Here is a 19,957-nt window from a genome sequence, read left to right on the forward strand (position 1 = left end):
AGATTAAATTTTTCTCAGTTTAACACCTTAACTGTAAAATCGTCAATATTAATTTCAGAATATTTCAAAAATTAATTAGATTCAAAACAAAAGTTAAATATAGATTTCCTATATGTTAAAATGAAGTTAAATTCGCTACCAATTATGGGGATGGTGATGCATTGTGGATAAAGAGAAGGTTTTTTATGAGCTAATGGAAACGATTTACGAGACATCTAGGCTTATTAGTTCATATGAAAATATTCCAAGAAAATATGGCACAGAAGATGAATTGTATATGATAGAAGTTCATACACTCAACTTAATTGGAGATCAAGTAAAAACGACTACTTCTGAAATTGCAGAAATTAAAAATTGCACAAAAAGTGCTGTCTCTCAAATGGTTGATAAACTAATTAAAAAAGGTTTAATAATTAAATATAGAAATGTGGACAATTATCGAGAATTGAATATTGAATTAACACCAAAAGGCAAAATCGTTTATGCATATCATAAAAATCTAGATTTAGAGGAATATCGGAGTCATTTGAAGAACCTTGAGCAATTTACAACTGAAGATTTTCAAAAGTATATAACAGTCTTAAACTTAATCAATCAAAGGACACAAAGCGTGCTAAATGACAAAAAATCAAAGGTGTAGTAATTATCTTTACAACTATACACTATTGGATAATATGGAAGAAAAGGAGGGTCTCAAAGTCTAAATTTGAACTTTGAGACCCTCCTTTTTACGTTATAAAGCTGTCATTTTTGCGCGAATATGGTCATAGCCTTTTCTAGATTCTCTGCCACTTGTTTTCCCTCCTGGTGGCCGCTTCTGCTGCAGTTTCCCCCTCATTTCTTTATATTAACTTAGTATATTTATAATTTTCTGTTGAGCATCTTGGGCTTCAGGGATTGGCATAACAACAAACACATGATTCATTTCAGGATAAACAAAGGTATTGATTTCAATTCCCTGTGCTGTTAGTTTTTCATCCAGTCTTATTGCATCTGGATATAAACATTCATGCGTTCCAATAAAATGAGTAATCTTCCCAAGTCCTTTAAAGTCACCGTATATTGGACTAATCAATGAGTCTTTTAAATCTTTATCAGCTGCCCAAATCTTTGTAATGACTTCCATTCCTTCACTAGCTAACATCGGATCCTTTTCTTCATATTCAGATATAAGAGGATTTTTAAAACTCATATCTACACATGCTGATAATAAAATAATATCTTTCGGTTGAGACAAATTGTTCATTTTTAAAAGATGAGCCAGGCCAAGTGCTATATTACCGCCTGCCGAATCTCCCATAATCGTTAATTGATTCGAATTTTCAACAGTTGCAAGCATTTCTTTATATAGGTTTAAAATTTTTGGATACGTATCTTTATAGTTAAAATGAGGTACTTTAGGATAAATGGGAGCAATTATTTTCGCATTCAAAGATTGCGCCATTTTATCTAAGAACCACCAATGGAAATTTAAAGGTTGATTCGTCCAAGCACCCCCATGAATATATAGAATCACTTTTTGTTTCAGGGACTCTTGGTCATTTAATGTGAAAACCTGTATGCCCTCAAATGCCTGCTCCTTAACATCACTTAAAAATTGAACATCATCCCCTATAACATATGGCTTACTATTTTCAGTTCCCATTTGCTCTACAAACTGTTTAGTGTTTTCAATACTAGAAAAACTCTTTTTATTACTTTCGGAAGTTAACCATTTTTCAAATTGAACACTTTCTTCTGAACGTTCTCCGTTATAAATTTCTAGACTCATTTTTGATTTTCTCTCCTTTAAACATTTTTATTGTTCATCTTGTTGTTTCATAACATGGTATGATTTGAAATAGCCTTGTATCGCTTTATCAAAAGTATTTAACAAGTTGGATAGAATGTCTTCATTGAACGAAGGCGTTTAAGATCTATACTGCATCTGGTTACTTTATTTACAGAATAAAGGTTGAACTATGCTTCGAAGTCAAAATAAAAAAACTTTTTCATCTCATAAAAAAAGTGAAAATGGGCCTCCATTTCAACTATTATAACAGATATATTCCCAAAACTTTCCTATTCTACACCTGATAGCCATGTTTCTTTTAATTGTAGTTGCTCAAACTCTTTACGTTTCTGTATGTAATCGACTTACTTCCCTCTTAACTCGAATTTTTATAAACCTAGATACAGAACAAATGTTCCCCACCCGTAAAATTAGCATTTTTCTTGAAAACTTTTTAACAAGTCAACGAGCTAAGCATTCACGCTAACATAATTTTCGTTAGAAAGTGTAGTGCGCACTCCCCAATCATACTAAGCCTTCTATGAGATTCGTGATCCTCAGGCCTGTGCTTTGCCTTCAGCTTCCTTCTGATTCCACGTACCACAGACACCCAACCAATGCTTCTGTCTCTCCGCTCCTGAAGCTTCTACCCTATAGTTCCTACGTATGCCAATCGTACAATAAAAAAAAGACGAATTTCTTCGTCTCTAACCATCTTCCCAAAAGCGACTATCCTTTTATATAAAGGTAGCCCTCAATTTGTTTTTTCATTTATGCCCTAACGTCTTTTCTTTTGCTATAAACAAGCAAGAAGACTTTTTTATTTGGCTATTTTCTCAAAGATAGTTGCTGCTGGTTTGGCTATCTTCTTCTACTAAAGACCCAATAGTTTAAGTACAATGTTTCACAATCTTATTCTATCTTTTTCACTAACCCACCCTGAAATCCCAACAAAACAATAGAGGGACTACTTCTTTTTTGAGGAACCCATCAGTAGGTAAGCAACTATATTTAGTTGTATTTATAAATACTAACGAAATAGTTTCCTTCAGGAAAGTCACCTATATATTCTAAACCATTCCTTGAATAAAACTGTTTTAACTTTTCATTTCCAGCCCAACAGTCTAAATATAGGGTTTTATTTAATTCTTTTGCAAAAAAACAAGCAAATTTTGTTATAGCGGAACCAATGTTTTTTCCTTGAAACTTGGGTAAAATGGCAATTTGAGATAGATACTTACCTTTTTCATCAAGGGAAAATTCATTTATATTTTCTATATCATATATACAAAATGTTCCTATTATTTCTTCCTCTACTAATAAAACGTACAAAAAGTTATTCTTTAATTGGTTTATAATTTTATTGTTATCCCAAGGGTATTCCCATTGGTGTATTCCTTTTTGTTGTAAATTTAAAGTAACCTCATTCAATATATACAACAATTGCGAGAAGTCATCGATTTTGGCTAATCTTATATCCACTATTTAGGTCTCCTTTCGTGGTTTTAGTTTTCAACAATTCCGCACCGTAAGTTCATTGAGAAAGATCTGCCTATACTACTCAAAAATCTTCAAGTAAAGCACCCCGTTAGCCATCCATGTAGCGCTAAAACCAGTGATACACCACAGAGAATGAAAGATTATTTCGTTCTTTCATGGGAGTTGAACAAGACGAACACAACCTTTTTACTATATTATCAATTGTTTCCTTCTTTATCGTAAGTGTTCCTTGTAAGATTAAGCTTTGGCATATAAGTACCCCCTCCTGCTACCATTTTTTTTGTTTCAACATCATAAATTGCATATCTACCTCTAAATTCTTTTTCTGTGTCTTTAAAGGAATAAAAGAAATAAACTTGCCTATCAGGACTAACGGTCTGATGGTAGTTGATATCTATATCGGGGTAGGTACGAAGAATATTGCCATCAATAGTTATATAATTTAATCCTTCCACCTCTTTAAACAATAACTTTTTCTTAATATTTACAGATGAGTCGGAGATTTCTTTAAAAATAGCAGTATCCAACTCTTGCTTTAATTTCTGCTTATATCTTTGATGTACAGGATACTTAAGGTCCCTTAATGCCTGATAAAATTCATCTACAGTTTCATCAAAAACTTTTTCCTTATTTGCAGGATATAAATATTCATTCTTATCTGATGGTGTAGTTTGTGCATAAACAGGATTTCCTAATAACATAGAAAGACTGAACGAAAAAATAACCATAGATAAACTGATTAAGATTGGATTTTTCATTTAGGTTACTCCTTTTTAGAAGTAGCGTATCCTAAATGTTCTTTACTATTCTGTCAAGTTAGTACCATCTTGTATCCAATTCAGTGGCCGTTAGTAATAACCATCAATTAATTCAAAACGTATTAATAACAGTCCAACGGGAATAATATTGGTAAAATGGAGGGTTCGAAAGATGAAAAGAATTTTTGTATTAGTATTAATAGCTTTTGCTACCTTGAATTTAACTGGAAATGTTGTTGGAGTCTTTGCTAATAAAGACAACGAAAAATTTAAAGATATTTATGAGAGAAAGGTTCCCCAAACATTCCATTATAAGTATGATTACGATGAACTTTACCAGTTCCTTAATATAAGTGAAAAAGAATACAGGTCTGAATGGAATAACGGAAAAACGATATCTGAAATTGCCGAAAAACGTGATATCTATCCCCAACAATGCTTATAAGATTTATTTTGTATACTTTATAAATCTTTGTTGACGAAGCACCCGTAAGTTTAATAAAGTAACTCAATGATATTAACGCCCGTTTTATAAGGCCACTAATGGATTTTAATTGAAGAAGTTAGTCAATTGAAATAGCTATTCTGACTAATATGTCAGGTGTTTCTGTATCTGCTACTTTATTATATATCCCCAACAAATACTGCAAATTATTTTTTTCAAAGACAAAAAAATTAAATAATCGGTCTTCGAAATAAATACCTTTGGTACCATCCTGAAGTGTATACTCCTTACCATTAAAGTTCAGTTTATTTTTTGAAGGACGAATGTCAATTTTAAAGATATTTTCTCTTATATCTTTGTTAACAAACCTGATTTCTAAGGAATCATTCACATTATAGTTCTTATCTTCAACAAACCTTCCAAATTTATGTGTGAAAGAAATTGAAGGTAATATTTTAGGTAACTTTATATCACTTTTAAAATGATTTTCAAATTCCTTTACTGCTACTTTTACAGATTTATATCCAGCTTCTGTGTACCCCTCCTCAAAAGAAGGTGGAGTATCGTTCGGATTTGCATTTACTGTTCCGTAATACAATTCACAAATAAATATACTAAATACAACCAATAGAAGAGGAATAATTTTATTCAATTTCATCACCCCTAAATTATATTTAGAGTTAGTGTGTCCTGTTCAGTTTACATTAATTCCTTTTTCGACTATCCTGCGACGTTAGTGAAATAAGAAACCCTATTAACATTAAAGCAAGTGAAAGCAGATCCATAGAAAGTAAAATTAAAGCTTAACAATCATTTTTCACTAAAGAAGTCGATTTGCTAAAAAAGAAATCGACTTTTTGTGTTTATTCAAAAAGACGATCTTAAATCAGTGCATAAAGTTTTTTCAAGATAAATTCACCTCTTTTCTAATCTTCCCGAATTAGAAAAGTGTTATCCATCCTTCTTCAACTAACCTGCCCCGTTAGTAAAAATACGTATCCATTAGGAACGCTAAGGAATGATTTTTTATGCAAAAAATGACATATCTTAAAGCGGTGTCATTTGTCAGTTGTTAATAATAATTTTTCAGTTTGTCCCTCCCACATTATTTCCACTTCAATTTCATCATCCTTTTGGATAATTTCGCAGTTTCCACAAGTTATATTTTTAAATTTAACGGCTCCAAATTTCAATGGGCTTTCCTCATCGCTACTTCCTTGTCCCAAACTGTTATATTGGATTTTATAGTCTATCGTTTCTGGTGCTTTGTTATCTCCTATATATTTAATACTCCCAGCAGTTTGTTGCTCAACATCGTTTGTAACTACTACTTCATAAAGAATGTCCCAGTTATCTCCACTTCCTGAAAAACTATATCTGTCCCCATCCACACAGCCACTCATTAATAACACTAAAGTAACCAATAGTAAAATCTGTTTCAACACAATCCCTCCTAATGTTTTTTAATATTCGCACTATTATTCATACGTAAGTTTGACGATATCTATTGGCAAATGTTCCAAACTATAACAAAATTTCATTGAACTAACCTGCTCCGTTAGCCATCCATGAAGCGCCAAAAATCAACACTTCACCACAGAAAATGAAAGATGATTAAGTTCTTTCATGGGAGTTGAATAGCAACAATCTTTTCGAAAACAGCCTTTTATTTAAATGTTTCTAAAAAATTGAGTTCTTGTGCTTTTAAGGTTTAATCTATACTGTCCGTGGCTCTTTGATAAGCATTCAATCGGCCTTCCATTTATGTACTATTACAAAATATAAAAAAGTTTGCAACGTCTATAGTCCGTGATTCCTCACTTCATGACGTTGCAAACTTAACCGATGACGGTCCTTGAACCATATTTTAAACTTATTGTGTTATGCGTGTACCTGCATTTCCGTCTAATGCAGCTACTGCTTGATCTATTGAACAAATAATGGACTCTTTACCTAATTTTGCAAATTCGATAGCTGCTTGCATTTTTGGTAACATACTACCTGCTGGGAATTGTCCTTCTGCAACATACTGTTCAGCTTCTGCTACTGTAATACGGCTTAATTTTTGCTCATTTTCTTTACCAAAATTGATATAGACATTTGGTACATCTGTTAACATCATGAAAACTTCCGCATTCACTTGTTGTGCAAGCTTTAATCCTGAACGATCTTTATCAATGACTGCTTCAATACCATGTAATTGACCACTGTCTTCACGATATACAGGTATACCGCCACCACCAGATGAAATCACAATCGTTTCATCAATTAACCGTTTAATTTCATCTATACCATGAATCACTTTTGGTTCTGGTGAAGGGACAACGCGTCTATATCCCCGTCCTGCATCTTCTGCCATCGTAAAGCCTTGTTCTTCTAAACGCTGCGCTTCTTCTTCTGAGAAAAATACACCGATTGGTTTAGTCGGATTTTTAAAAGCTTGATCGTCCTTGTCCACTTCAACCATTGTTAGCAATGTCACCACATTTGTAGCAATGCCTCGTTCTTTAATGTGGTTTTTTAACGCTGTTTCCATCATATAACCAATGAAACCCTGTGATTCTGCGTTACAAACATGGATTGGTAGTGGTTCAATAACATTTTTAGCTGCTTCATTTTGGGCAATAATATTCCCCACTTGCGGACCATTGCCGTGTGTAATGACAATTTTATGCCCCGCTTCTCGAATTTCTACCATATGGCGTGTTGCCGACACTACGTTTTTGAATTGATTATCATAAGTTGCTTCTTGTTTTGGCTGTAAAATGGCATTACCACCCAAAGCAATAACTACACTTTTCCCCATTTCTTTCACTCCTTAGTTAACGACATGTAAATGCCATATAACGTATCCATCCCAGATGAAGAGCCTACTTCTATAAGCCTGTTCATGCTTTCTAAAGATGGATCATGTTGCAATGCTGTAATCTTCGAACTAAATACACCTTCTATAGCACAGGTTAAGAAACGCTTACTGACAATGGTTGTTAAAGGTTCCTTGATAAGAGCTTTTAGTGTTTCTAGATGTTTATGTTCGATAAAATTTTTAATAAAATGTCCGTACAATATGCCGACTAGTATATCATCACCTGTTGGTGTTAAACCTTGTCCACGTCCAATAAAATAACGGAATGTCTCGTCAAGATTTTGGGTTGGATCTTGTAATCGATTAATCAAGGATAATACACGTGCTCGTTCAAAATCTGATGATTCATATGATGTAAATGAAATGTATTGAAAATTTTCTTTTAATTTATTTATATTTGCATGTTCAAAATCCATATATAACGGTAGTATTTTTACATTAAACACCATTTCGAAGCGGTTATGAAAAAGACGATTATTACGAAATATTAATGTATCGCCTACCTTAATATTGGTCTTTACTGTTTGTCTCGTTTGAGGATCAAGCAAGATCCCGAATGGAAATGTACCATTTTCATCGGTACCAACAAATATCAATTCTCCATCTTGATCAACCATATTTAAACCTTTTTCAAACATACTGTGCACGGTAAAGGTTTTTCCTTCATTTAATAATTGAAGTGCGATTGAACCAACCGCACTTGCTTGTAAAATCATCCCTTAAAGCCTAGCTTTTCAGCATATGCTGTGATAGCTTTCTCAAAACATTCGATTGGCGGATGTACTGTACCGGCACCAATTTGTCCGTACCCCGCAATTTTATGGGCAATACCAGTGTTGATAACTGGTGTGATCCCTGTTTCAACAACTTTCCGTGCATCGATACCTAAACATGCGCCTTTAAAGTCCCAAGTTGGGATAACAAAGTTCGGATTTTCGCTAATACAGATTTCAGTCATTTGATTACTTGTTTCAAGCGCATCATTAAATCCACCCGAACCAACAAAGCGTGTTACTGCAGGTGCTGCAATCATCGCCATACCTCCGACACCGATTGTTTCTGTAATCGCTGAATCACCGATATCTGTGTTTGCATCTTCTGCTGAGTAACCAGTGAAATATAATCCTTGCGGGGTATTAACAGGACCAGTAAACCATTCGTCTCCCATACCCGCAATACGGATACCAAAGTTTTCACCGTTTCGGCACATTGCGGTAACAACTGTACCGTGTTCGATTGTACGTGCTGCATCCATCATCGCTTTACCAGTCGCCATAGCAATATTTAAGAAAAATTGGTCTGTGTCAGCTAAGAATTGGATTACTTCTGTACGTTGATCTTTTTCAACGTCATCTAATGAAGCAATTACTGGAGATAGTTCTTTTAAAAATGCTAGTGAAGCTGCAATATTACGCTGATGGAACTCATCACCCATTGCAATAGCTTTAGCAATCAATACGTTGACGTTTAAGCCTCCATCAAATGTTTTTAAGGCTTTACTTAATACTGGACCTAATACATCTTTCATCCAGTGTAAACGATTGATGACTTGCTCATTATAAGCGCCGAAGCGTAATACTGCACCAATCCCTTCGTTCATTTGACAATACGCTTCGTTACCACTCTCCTTGTTAATAACCACAAGGACTGGCATGTTAGGTGACGTGATACCACCCATTGGTCCAACTGCATTCACATGGTGACATGGAATGAATTTGATCTTATCGTTTTCAAGTAATTCACGTGCATTCTTTTCGTCTTCTGCCCATCCTTCAAAAAGGATTGCGCCAACACAAGAACCTTGCATAGGATCTGTCATGTTTTCATATTTAATTGGAGGTCCAGCATGTAATAACACGTACTCTTCTAATTCAGGAATCACAGATTTAGCAGGTACAACATCAGTTAAAAATGGTGCTGCTGCTATGATCTTCTGGATAACGGCTTCGTTTGCTTCATTGATTGTTTTGTAACCCATTAGATTGTACCTCCTTCATAATAGTTTAAGAATTGAAGTACTTTCATTAACTTCTCATCGCCACCAGCAATTGGACGCCAGTTAAATTGAACACACTCAGAGCCACTGTTTTGAATAGCTTCCGTAAAGCTTTTTAGCCCAATATTGATTACACTTGGTTTCATATTAATGAAGGACATAATTTTCTCATCGACTGCCAAATTTTCTTCTGTATAATCAAATTTTTGTACATCAACGATTGGTTGTTCCACTTTTCCGCCTACAAGTTGTATAGCAGTGCGAACCATTTGATCGTTTGTCTTACAAATAATTGCGCCACTCTCTTTTAAAATCTCAATTTGTTTATCATAACCTTGGATGTCTTGTGCTGTACCTACAACCGTTGCAAGTACTGCCAGTTGACGACCATCTTGACGTGCACTATCCAAAATACGTCTGATTGTTGGTGCTAGTTCACTGGCCATATCTTCATGACCGCCGTTACCGATCACGTTATCAATCATAATGACTGCAGTTTCAGGGTCGTTCATAGATTTTTCAAGCATTTCGATACGTTTTTCAGGATCAATCATCGGATGTGGTTTACCTTTTGTATAAACATCATCACCTAAATCAATGATTTCATGAATGTCTGTTTTTAAAACATAGCTATCGCTTTTCTCTTCAGTCATTGTATCTTTGAAAGCATCTCTCACTAGCATAGCCGCTTCAGATGCTAATGTACCGCCTGAATAATAACCTTTAATACCAACTTGTGATTCTTTTAAAACAACGTTTACATCAGCTGTTGTCGGTTCAAAATTTGGTTTGTCACCATTTGATAATTGGACAGCTACAACCGCTGCTTCTTCAAGTGTATAAGCATGATAGATGTTCTCTTCTTGGTATGAAGGTTTGTCACCTAAAAATAGTGTTACAACTGGTTTATCAATATTTCTTAGTACGTTTAATACTTTGCGCTGTACTTCCTCTGCAGGTGGTTTAGAGATCACTGTAATGACTTTTACTTTCGGATCTTGGTTTAACGCTTTGATGCTATCTAACATCGTAATCGCACCAACTTCCGTCGATAAATCACGTCCCCCTGTACCAAGAGCGTTTGTAACACCTTTACCATAACGGTCAATAATTGTTGTTACTTCTTGAATCCCTGTACCTGATGCCCCAACAATACCGATATCGCCTTCGTTTACGTTATTTGTAAAAGCAAGGGGTACGCCGTGAATAAGTGCAGTACCACAGTCTGGACCCATCACTAATAACCCTTTTTCATGCGCTTTTTGTTTCAGTTTCACTTCGTCTTCTTTCGAAACATTGTCACTGAACATAAACACATGTAAACCTTCGTTCAATGCGTTTTCCGCTTCCATTGCAGCATATTGACCAGGAATTGAAATTAACGCTAAATTTGGATTGTTCGCAAGCTCCATTGCACGTTGCCAGTTGTGAGCTTCTTGACCTTTAGACGTATTTTGTGAATCTGATTCACCTTTTAAAGCGATCTCTACTTCTTCTTTCACTTCGTCTACTTTTTCTTCTTGATCTGTATCTACAACGATGACAATATCATTTGGCTTTGCTTTTTCTAATTCATCCGTGCCTAAGCCAGAAGATTTAAAAATGTCTTTGTTCGCTGGTGTTCCCATCATGATCGATACTTTGTTTACACCATCAATTGCAGACAACTTGTTGGATAAAAGCATTAACACGATGGAATCTTTATAAGTGTTTTCTTTTATAATTGTGTATAACATGATGATCCTCCAATTTATTATTCTGCAAATCTATTTTTTCCATGATAACGATCGTAATGAACGTCGTCTGACACAAGATAGTTGTAAATGTCGTCTACGATTTCAATACCTTCCTTATCATATTCCTTACTTCTTAATATACCGCGTTCACCTGGATAATAAATTTCTCCATAGCCCTCTGCCGCTGGCTGTGTTTTTAATTCATTGAGCATTGTTGTAATTTGTAGCTTGAAAGCATTCAAATCTGTGAAATAGGCAGGGTTAATGACGATATGAATTTGACCTAAATCGCGTCCTTTAGTTAAGTCTTGATACATAGAAGACACATGTATACCATGTGGGACTCCTAGAAGACTACCTGATAAAATATCTACCATCATCATCAAGCCGTATCCTTTTGGACCTGCAATTGGCAGAAGTGCATGAACATCTCTTGCATTCGTCGTAGGTGCACCAGTAGCATCAACAGCCCATGTATCTGGAATCGATGCATTTTTACTTCTTGCATCTAAGATTTTGCCCCATGCTTGAACAGTAGTCGCCATATCAAATGTAATGATACGGTCATCAGCAGACGGTGCACTATAAGCAATTGGGTTTGTCCCAAAATATGGTTCAGTTCCGCCAAACGGCACGACCATTGGATCTGATTGACACATACTTAGAGCAACCATATCTTGTTCTGCTGCCATTTCAACAAAGTAACCTAAAGCACCACTATGGGAGATGTTTTTCATACCAACAACGGCAACACCTGATTTTTTAGCCATTTCAATCGCTTTTTCCATCGCTTGTTTTGCTATTTGGTGACCTGGACCATTATCCCCATTAAAGACCGCAGATGCTGGTCCTGTTTGTTCAAATGTATAGTTTGGATTGGTTGTAATACCGCCTTTTGCAATTCGTTCAGAATAGTATTCAACACGTACAGCACCATGTGAGTGAATACCTCTATGATCAGCGTATGTTAATACGTCTGCAACATCATGTGCTGCTCCTTCATTTAATCCCGCTTTCATAAACTTTTGCTTCATTAAATTAAATAGTTCTTCTTTAGATACACGCATCTTGTTTACTCCTTATTTAATTAATATTTTGTGTCAGATTCTAAATAATCTAGAATTTATTCTTTTGTAACTAAGATGCCTAATTTATCTTTGGATAACTATCGGAGATACTATACTCACTTTTTATAAATCAATATCTCTGTTTGCATCTTTAGAATAAATGTATGAGAATGGTTCATCTAAACCAATCGCATAGGTTGCTTGCGGTACATAAGCGCCCATAAAGATATAATCACCTTTATCAACCGGCATCCATTCGTTGTCTAAGTTGTACATGCCTCGCCCACTTAAAACATAAGCGCCGTGTTCTTGAACGTGTGTTTCAATGTAACCATGTGAAGCACCTGGTTTGAATGAAAGAATATGAATGTTCATGTCATATCCAATTTCTTTTGGTAATAAGTCTTGGATTAATACTTCTTTCATACCTTCATATGCCTCTTGTTCGATGTCGTTCACATTACCTGTAACGACTTCTGGTGTATACCCTTTAAGAGGTTGATAACGTTTTTTGTATAAGAATAAGCGGCTATCTTCACCGTTATTATTATTTTCAAAAGTCAACTGTAAGTGGGGCGGTACATATAAGTACCCACCTTCCGTTAATTCGTATTTTTTACCATCTGCAAAAGCATTGATTTTGCCATAAACAACGTATACAAAAGATTGAATACCATCACCAGCGAAACCAGTTTTGTTTCCGCCTTGATTTTTTACTGTTACTAAGTAATCTACAAATCTTGCACCTAAACGTGGGGATCCTAAGATTGTTACGTCACAATCTTTGAAACCAGGTACAACATTATTAACTAAGCCATCTGGTGTGATTACCGCATAATTGTCTTTTTTAATGACAGAACGTGTTTCTAATAAACCTTCTCTGTATCCTTGAACTTGATTTAAGTAACCCATAAGTATCTGGCTCCTTTTTCATTATTTTTATTCTTTATATGCTAGTTCATAAAGTACATCGCTTAATACTTCAATACCTTTAACAAGGTCTTCTATCTTCGTCTCTTCACTAATGTTGTGACTAATTCCATCAATAGAAGGTACAAACAACATCGCCGTTGGAACAAATTGAGCAAAGATTTGTGAGTCATGTCCTGCACCAGATGGCATCACTTTATATTGATCCCCTACATTGTTCTTTGCTGCTTGTTCAATGATTTGAACGATTTTTTTGTCCATCAATGTTGGTGCCTCATCCATCCATAAATTAATGTCGTAAGTCATGCTATTTGCTTCAGCGACTAATTTAATTTTGTCTTCGATTTCTGCTGCAAAATCATTTAATAGTTGCTGATCAATATGACGACAGTCTACTGAGAACGTAATTTCACCAGGAACTACATTTACTGTGTTTGGTACAAGTGTGACATGACCGAACGTTAAAACAAGTGGTTCCCCAATTTCTCTAGCACGTTTTGTTAAGTCAGAGACAATTTCACTATAGGCAACAACTGTATCACGACGTAACGACATTGGCGTAGTGCCAGCGTGGTTTGCTTCACCTTTTAAGTTGATCGTGAAGCGTTTTTGACCAACGATGCCATTAACAACACCGATTGTTTTGTTTTCTGTCTCTAACACTTTACCTTGTTCAATATGAATTTCAACAAATGCTTTAATGTCATTACGAACGTCAGTCGTTTTTCGATAATCGAAGCCTGATTTACGCATCGCGTCTTCGAACTTAATGCCCTCAGCATCTGCGATTGTGTCAACATCCGATTTTTTAGCTAAGTTAAAGAAGTTTTTGCTACCCCAGAATGTGTAAGGGAATCGACTACCTTCTTCTTCTGCAAGCGATAATACTTCTAATGAGCGTAGTGGTTGGCCATGTTTAGCTTTTAAATATTTCACAGCCACCAGTGCAGCTAAGATACCGAATTGTCCATCTAGATGACCACCTTCAACTACTGTGTCGATATGTGATCCTGTTAAAATGGTTTCTTCCGGATATTTACTTCCAACAAGACGCCCAGTTAAGTTACCTATATCGTCGAAACTTGCTTCTAAGCCTTCTTCTTTGAATGTTGCTTCCAGCTCACGAACGGCTTCATTCCATTCTTGAGAATATAATAGGCGTGTAATCCCACCTTGTTCTAAACCACCAAAACTTGTGAATTTCTTATCTAAAGATTGAAAAGTTGATTGAATATCCATTACTCTTTCACTCCTTCCTTCTAGTACACTTTTATTATAGGTCCATACTCATAACCATTCATTGACACAATGAACAATAATGGATGGTCTTTTTATGCACTTTAGACAAATAATTTTTCATAAGGAGCAAGTAGCTCGGAGTAAATAAGAACGCTGTTAGCTATTGATTATGGAAAGGGTCTAAGAAGGCGTGTGAGTGGAGTAAATAATCAATTTTATCCTTACTAAAAAACAAAAACCACATGGTAAATCTATGTGAAAACTTAGATTTACTATGTGGTATAGTCATTATTAAAATGATTAGAGGATAAAAGATAGCCCGAGTGTCATGATACATACAAGTAAGAGCAAGCCTAAGCTATATCGTATTGTATATTGAAAGATTTTTGACTCATTCCCGGTTTGATTAACGGCGGCTGCTGCAATAGCGATAGATTGTGGTGAAATCAATTTTGCTACGCTTCCCCCAGCAGTATTAGCTGCCATTAGCAATGATGGTGAGATGCTGATCTGCGTCCCGGTAACTACCTGTAAGCTACCGAATAGTGCGTTATTATTTACAACCGATCCCGTTAGAAAGACACCAATCCATCCTAATACTGGACTAACAAATGGGAAGAATTCACCCGTTTTGGCAAGTGCAAGTCCTAGAGAGGTGCTAAGCCCAGAGAAGTCAGAAAGATTTGCAAAAGCCATTACAAGTACGATTGTAAAAATCGGTAACCATAGTTCTTTAATCGTGTCACCGAGCAAATGAACGGTTTGTTTGATGTTTAACGCAGGAAACAGGACACTCGTTAAAATGATAGCCAATAAAATCGCCGTTCCCGTTGCCGAAACAAAGTTAATATTTAAGATAGCTGGTATAGAATTGGCTTCTGTTACGATCGGTGGTATACGCATGATTTGATCATGTAATCCGGGAATTTTCAATGCGACAGTCGTAAAATCAAGTGCACCACCATCTACAAATAATTGTTTAAATGCAGGCAAGCTCCAAACGGCTATAACGCCAGTGAGGATATAAAATGGTGACCAAGCTACCAAAATCTCTTTCATAGAATAGTTTTTTAAATTTCCTGATAGTTCTACCCCAGGTTCATGGTAAATCGTTTTTGGTTGCCATTTCCTTAAGAATAAGGCTAAAACCACCATACTAATTAAAGAAGGAATAATATTCGCAAGCTCTGGCCCGATCGTAGTAATCGTAAGTAAATGAAGCCCTGAATAGACACTACTGACGACCAAAATGGCTGGGAATATCTCTTTTATTCCTTTGATACCATCTAAAATAAAGATGAGGAGAAAAGGAACGAGAAATGAAATCAAAGGTAAAAGATAGCCTGTCATTCTTGACAGTTCTAACGTTTCCATCCCACCGACTTCAGCACCAGTAATGACTGGAATTCCAACTGTTCCAAATGCGCCTGTAGAGGCATTGGCGATTAGGCAAAGTCCAGCAGCTTTAATGGGATTGAAACCAAGCGTCACTAGTAAAGCTGCACAAATAGCGATTGGAACACCTAATCCGGCCGCTCCTTCCAAGAAGGCATTAAAACAAAAACCAATAAGCAATAATTGAAGTCGTTGATCCTCGGTAATATTCGCTATACTCCCTCGGACGATCTCGAATTTTCCAGTTTTCACAGAAATTTTGTACAACCAAACAGCCATAATGACGATATAACCGATGGGCCACAATGCTTTACCTGTTCCGAGAATAATTGCTCCAAACGCTTTAGTTATCGGCATATCGAAGACTCCGACTGTAATGATAATGGTAACACCTAAAGTTAATGCTGCTGCATAAATCCCTTTTAATTTAAAGATTGTTAAACTAAGAAGAAATAGGAGTATAGGAAGAAAGGCTATGATGCCACTCACTATTTCATTTCCAAGTGGATTGTATTGTTGATCCCACATCGTTATCACTTCTTTCTAACGTAGTTATTCTTAGCATGGTTTAGTTGTGCAAAGGTGAATTTCTTTGTTCAAGCTACTTTAGCATGCTATCCTTGTTGTAACCCGCTTTTCAAAAAAACAAAGCATCACGTAGAATATTCTGACCTAGTTCAAGCATATGATTCTCCTTTACTATTTCGAAATAAAGAATTATACGTATAATAACTTTCAAAAATAGTATACAATCAGAGTGATAGGTTATCCTTGTAGCATCTCACATATTTAATTCATATTTTGGCTTTTTCTAACAAATATAAAGGAGATGATTCTTATGACAACATTAAAAGAAATCATGTCTGTCCAACAATTTTCTGATTTAACATTATTAAATGATGAGGGAGATTTAGAAAGAGAAGTAGAAATGGTCGATATTACGGAAACGCCTGATATTCAAAATTTCACAGCACCTCATTCATTTATCGTCACTACGGGTATGTGTTATCAACACGACCAATCCGGATTAAAGGATCTCATTCGAGAATTAAATGATATACAAGTTGCTGGCATAGGCGTTAAATTATCGCGCTTTTTAGAAAAAATTGATGATGAAGTAATAGAATATGCAAACGAGTTAAAATTCCCCATAATTAGAATCCCTGATAGTTGGAACCTTGGATCCATTACGCATCATATGTCATCCTATATCTTGGATGAAGAAACTGAAAAGTTATATTTTGCATTAGATATCCAACAAGAATTAAATACAATGCTTATGAGAGGTTTGAGCTTGGAAATGATGATTGAACGAATGAGCAGACTCCTTAGAGTCCCTGTGATGCTCTTAAATCCTTTTCATCAAATTAAATCGATGAGCCATCACTTCCAAGAACATTCAGAGCAAATTCAGAAAAATCTTAGTTACTTCAAAAGATGTGTTAATTCCAAGCAAATTTCACCTAATAATAAAGCATCTTTCCAAGAAGAACATATTATATTTGAAGTTCCAGCATTTAAATATTTTCCGTATTATTTGATGGTTTCAAATGTTAATACGCTCACTTATCCATTTAGTCTGCTTGCCATAGAACAAGCCGTAAATACACTTAGTCTCGCCATTTATAAAAATAGTAAGATCAAAGAAGCGGAACAACAAGATGTAAACCGCTTTTTCGAAACATTGATGTCTGAACATCCTGATAATCTTATTTCAGTCAAACAGCACCCTGAGTTTTTAAAAAAACACCTTATTCAACCATCCAATTTCTATCAAGTGATCGTTTGTGCGATTGATCAAGAAAGGGATGTGGAAAATAATATCTATTTGAATGAGCGCTATCAAATGACTTTTGAATGGCTAACACATAAGTTGACTGACATTGATCCTTCTATAAGTGTTTATAGGTCTCCAGGTAATCATCGGTTTACGATACTATTACAAACTAAACATCAATATTATTTAGATTACTGCAAATATATCCAAAAAGAGTATCAAAAACTTTTTAATAGCACACTGTCATTCGGTATTGGGAATGAAGTTACTGAATTCTCACATTTACCACTCTCTTATTTTGAAGCGAATGAAGCTTTTGATCATAAGTCTGAAAGTAGTAAAGTTGAATTTATAGAACTCTATAAATCTAAAAGTGTAGAAGAATTGTTACAACTCATTCCAGCCAATAAATTAAAACCGTTTATCACGTATACACTAGGTTCATTAGCCTATCCGAAAACGACAAAAGAAAAAGAACTAAAACATACATTGAAAATCTATTTGGCGAATCATTGTGATCTGACAAAGACTTCTGAAGATATATTTATTCATCGGAACACGGTAAAATATCGTATTAAAAAATGTGAAGAGATTTTAGGTCAGTCTATCGAATCGCCTGATATTTCATTGGATCTACGATTAGCATTATTTGCGTCAGAGAAAGTAAATTTTTAAACTAAAAAATCCCGCTAAAAAGCTGTTATGAATGCTTTTTAGCGGGATTCTTTTTGCCTATTTTACCGAAACACTTGCTTCCCCACCTCAATTATGAGCAAGCAAATAGTGTAGCTCCTACTTACGATGTTATCATGAAACCGGCGCTTATTCGATTGAATCCACATATACGTTTAAATGAATTCTCTGTTAGGAGACCCATTAATTAATGACATGAAGCTGCTTTAACACCCCTTCAAAGAACATCGCCGCTTCCACCCGCATCGTATGATCCTAGGGTGCAAATTGATTAGCATTACTCCCCCTGAGCCCTCAGCCCCATTGGGCACCGCAGGACTCCTGCTAGTTGCCACTCAGTAGACGCGTGTCAATTGCGACGAGCCGTACGCTCTATGCCATCAGCGATTACTTTGTACAGTTGGTGCGGCAGGTCGTGACCCATGCCGTCAACCAACATTAGCTCGGCGCCCGGGATGGCAAAAGCTGTGTCCTCGCCACATGCCTGGACGAACAAAGGATCCTCTACCCCATGAATGACAAGTACTGGTACTTTTATAGTTGCCAGCCGCGGACGACGGTCACCGGAGACAGCCATTGCAGCAATTTGTCGTCCGACACTGCCTGGATCGTAGGCTCGCTGGACTTCCTCCAGAATGAGCGCCCGATAAGCATCCTCTTCAAACGGATAGCCGGTGCCGGCGATGTGTTTGGCAAAAAATAGACTGTGCGCCAAAAATCCTGCTTCATCCTCAAATGGGTTCGGCGCCGGTTTAGTCATCATCGCTATGACATCTGGGGAAGTTTGCGGAAGTGCTGGATTACCGGAACTGGACATAATGGATGTGAGCGATAATACCCGTTCAGGATACTCACTAGCTGCAACCTGGGCGATCATTCCGCCCATAGACCTGCCAACGAAGTGTGCCTGGTCAATTGACAGGGCGTCAAGTAGTCCGATAGCGTCGTTGGACATGTCATCGAGAGTGTAAGGGATATCCGGTTGCTGGCCCGACATGAGAGCAGTGGCTAGTGCGTCAAAATCCAACGTCGGATAATCGCTAAAGTGCGTTGAGCAACCTACGTCGCGATTGTCAAAGCGGATTACGCGAAAGCCCCGCGCCGCTAATATCCGACAAAACGAATCCGTCCATCGGATCATCTGGGTTCCCAGCCCGGCGATTAGAATAATAGCCTCGTCATTTTCGTTACCGAAACTGTCATAGGCCAAATTGACATCGTTGACTTTTAGGATTTTCATATTTATGTTCTCCTCTTTTTATTTTGATATCGTAAGTTCTGTCATAGGCAGAAGGCGTGAATCTTCAATCGCTGCGGTCCGATGACCGATACCCGCCATGTAGTTCTGATTACTTAAAAAAGCAAGAAACGACTACGCGCAGCTCTGGCGAATCATCATGACAAGATCCTATATTTCGTCTTCGAATCCAATAAGAAACTCACCACCATCGCCAAGAAACATCACTTCACCTCGCTTTCAAGTGGTGCCGGAGCTTTTAACCACTATATCGAGCACACCCTCCCATTTCTAATTGGAATCTCCGGTGTTAGCTCAGGATGTGCTATGTAATCAACAATTTCACGAAGACGCAATATTGGTGGTAGTCCCCTGCCATAGCTGTCATTATATACGGATAGTATTCATTTTAAAAACTACCAACCTACAACAAACATTATATTATTATGTTTGTTAATAATCAAACGTTTTCAATTTACGTTTATTTTTTCCGAAAGCAACATAGTGATGAATAAAAATAAGCAATTGAAACAAATTCAATCTCTTA

Annotated in this window: 17 protein-coding genes; 3 read left to right on the plus strand and 14 right to left on the minus strand. The window is 36.3% G+C overall.

Annotated elements, in window-relative coordinates; translation table 11 throughout:
- Positions 1–163 precede the first annotated feature (163 nt).
- The gene (locus tag ACFXN8_RS03760; protein ID WP_386842884.1) at positions 164–640 is read left to right on the plus strand and encodes a MarR family winged helix-turn-helix transcriptional regulator; all 477 of its coding nucleotides are present in this window, start codon (positions 164–166) and stop codon (positions 638–640) included.
- A gap of 207 nt (positions 641–847) precedes the next feature.
- Here ACFXN8_RS03760 and ACFXN8_RS03765 read toward each other — a convergent pair whose 3' ends face one another.
- From ACFXN8_RS03765 to ACFXN8_RS03775, 3 genes are all read right to left on the minus strand, one after another.
- Positions 848–1,771 carry an alpha/beta hydrolase fold domain-containing protein gene (locus ACFXN8_RS03765; RefSeq protein ID WP_386842886.1) on the minus strand — a complete coding sequence of 308 codons (924 nt, stop codon included), beginning with the start codon at positions 1,769–1,771 and terminating at the stop codon, positions 848–850.
- A 1,011-nt stretch (positions 1,772–2,782) separates the two neighbouring features.
- Positions 2,783–3,253: a GNAT family N-acetyltransferase gene (locus ACFXN8_RS03770; protein WP_386842888.1), complete on the minus strand. Its 471-nt coding sequence runs from the start codon at positions 3,251–3,253 to the stop codon at positions 2,783–2,785.
- Between the two features lie 215 nt (positions 3,254–3,468).
- Positions 3,469–4,029 (minus strand): hypothetical protein, encoded by a 561-nt coding sequence (locus tag ACFXN8_RS03775; RefSeq protein ID WP_386842890.1) that lies wholly within the window; start codon positions 4,027–4,029, stop codon positions 3,469–3,471.
- A gap of 172 nt (positions 4,030–4,201) precedes the next feature.
- Here ACFXN8_RS03775 and ACFXN8_RS03780 point away from each other — a divergent pair, with 172 nt between their 5' ends.
- A complete protein-coding gene (locus tag ACFXN8_RS03780) occupies positions 4,202–4,474 on the plus strand; it encodes a hypothetical protein (protein ID WP_386842892.1) in 273 nt (90 codons plus the stop codon).
- Positions 4,475–4,592: 118 nt separating this feature from the next.
- Here the strand turns inward: ACFXN8_RS03780 and ACFXN8_RS03785 are convergent, their stop codons facing one another.
- The 10 genes from ACFXN8_RS03785 to ACFXN8_RS03830 all read right to left on the minus strand — a co-directional run bounded on the left by ACFXN8_RS03785 (position 4,593) and on the right by ACFXN8_RS03830 (position 16,231).
- Positions 4,593–5,132 carry a carbon monoxide dehydrogenase gene (locus ACFXN8_RS03785; protein ID WP_386842894.1) on the minus strand — a complete coding sequence of 180 codons (540 nt, stop codon included), beginning with the start codon at positions 5,130–5,132 and terminating at the stop codon, positions 4,593–4,595.
- A gap of 400 nt (positions 5,133–5,532) precedes the next feature.
- A complete protein-coding gene (locus tag ACFXN8_RS03790; protein WP_376070347.1) occupies positions 5,533–5,916 on the minus strand; it encodes a hypothetical protein in 384 nt (127 codons plus the stop codon).
- A gap of 431 nt (positions 5,917–6,347) precedes the next feature.
- Positions 6,348–7,280: a carbamate kinase gene (gene arcC / locus ACFXN8_RS03795; RefSeq protein WP_376070349.1), complete on the minus strand. Its 933-nt coding sequence runs from the start codon at positions 7,278–7,280 to the stop codon at positions 6,348–6,350.
- A 5-nt stretch (positions 7,281–7,285) separates the two neighbouring features.
- The gene (locus tag ACFXN8_RS03800) at positions 7,286–8,056 is read right to left on the minus strand and encodes an oxamate carbamoyltransferase subunit AllH family protein (RefSeq protein WP_376070352.1); all 771 of its coding nucleotides are present in this window, start codon (positions 8,054–8,056) and stop codon (positions 7,286–7,288) included.
- Positions 8,053–9,318: a YlbE family protein gene (locus ACFXN8_RS03805; protein WP_258270142.1), complete on the minus strand. Its 1,266-nt coding sequence runs from the start codon at positions 9,316–9,318 to the stop codon at positions 8,053–8,055. The genes ACFXN8_RS03800 and ACFXN8_RS03805 overlap by 4 nt, the downstream gene beginning before the upstream one ends.
- Positions 9,318–11,072 carry an acyl-CoA synthetase FdrA gene (locus ACFXN8_RS03810; RefSeq protein WP_376070357.1) on the minus strand — a complete coding sequence of 585 codons (1,755 nt, stop codon included), beginning with the start codon at positions 11,070–11,072 and terminating at the stop codon, positions 9,318–9,320. The genes ACFXN8_RS03805 and ACFXN8_RS03810 overlap by 1 nt, the downstream gene beginning before the upstream one ends.
- Positions 11,073–11,089: 17 nt before the next feature.
- Positions 11,090–12,139, minus strand: coding sequence for an ureidoglycolate dehydrogenase (gene allD / locus ACFXN8_RS03815; RefSeq protein WP_376070360.1), 1,050 nt, complete (start codon positions 12,137–12,139; stop codon positions 11,090–11,092).
- 123 nt (positions 12,140–12,262) lie between these two features.
- A complete protein-coding gene (gene allE / locus ACFXN8_RS03820; protein WP_386842898.1) occupies positions 12,263–13,051 on the minus strand; it encodes a (S)-ureidoglycine aminohydrolase in 789 nt (262 codons plus the stop codon).
- A 27-nt stretch (positions 13,052–13,078) separates the two neighbouring features.
- On the minus strand, positions 13,079–14,308 hold the full coding sequence (allC, locus tag ACFXN8_RS03825; RefSeq protein ID WP_376070366.1) for an allantoate deiminase: 1,230 nt from the start codon (positions 14,306–14,308) through the stop codon (positions 13,079–13,081).
- Between the two features lie 300 nt (positions 14,309–14,608).
- The gene (locus tag ACFXN8_RS03830; protein WP_376070369.1) at positions 14,609–16,231 is read right to left on the minus strand and encodes a lactate permease LctP family transporter; all 1,623 of its coding nucleotides are present in this window, start codon (positions 16,229–16,231) and stop codon (positions 14,609–14,611) included.
- 310 nt (positions 16,232–16,541) lie between these two features.
- On the opposite strand from ACFXN8_RS03830, the gene ACFXN8_RS03835 reads away from it, so the two are divergent.
- Positions 16,542–18,155 carry a PucR family transcriptional regulator gene (locus ACFXN8_RS03835; protein WP_376070372.1) on the plus strand — a complete coding sequence of 538 codons (1,614 nt, stop codon included), beginning with the start codon at positions 16,542–16,544 and terminating at the stop codon, positions 18,153–18,155.
- A gap of 367 nt (positions 18,156–18,522) precedes the next feature.
- Here ACFXN8_RS03835 and ACFXN8_RS03840 read toward each other — a convergent pair whose 3' ends face one another.
- Positions 18,523–19,413 carry an alpha/beta fold hydrolase gene (locus ACFXN8_RS03840; RefSeq protein ID WP_386842901.1) on the minus strand — a complete coding sequence of 297 codons (891 nt, stop codon included), beginning with the start codon at positions 19,411–19,413 and terminating at the stop codon, positions 18,523–18,525.
- Positions 19,414–19,957 lie beyond the last annotated feature (544 nt).

This window comes from Lysinibacillus sp. NPDC059133, from assembly GCF_042755925.1.
GTDB lineage: Bacteria > Bacillota > Bacilli > Bacillales_A > Planococcaceae > Lysinibacillus.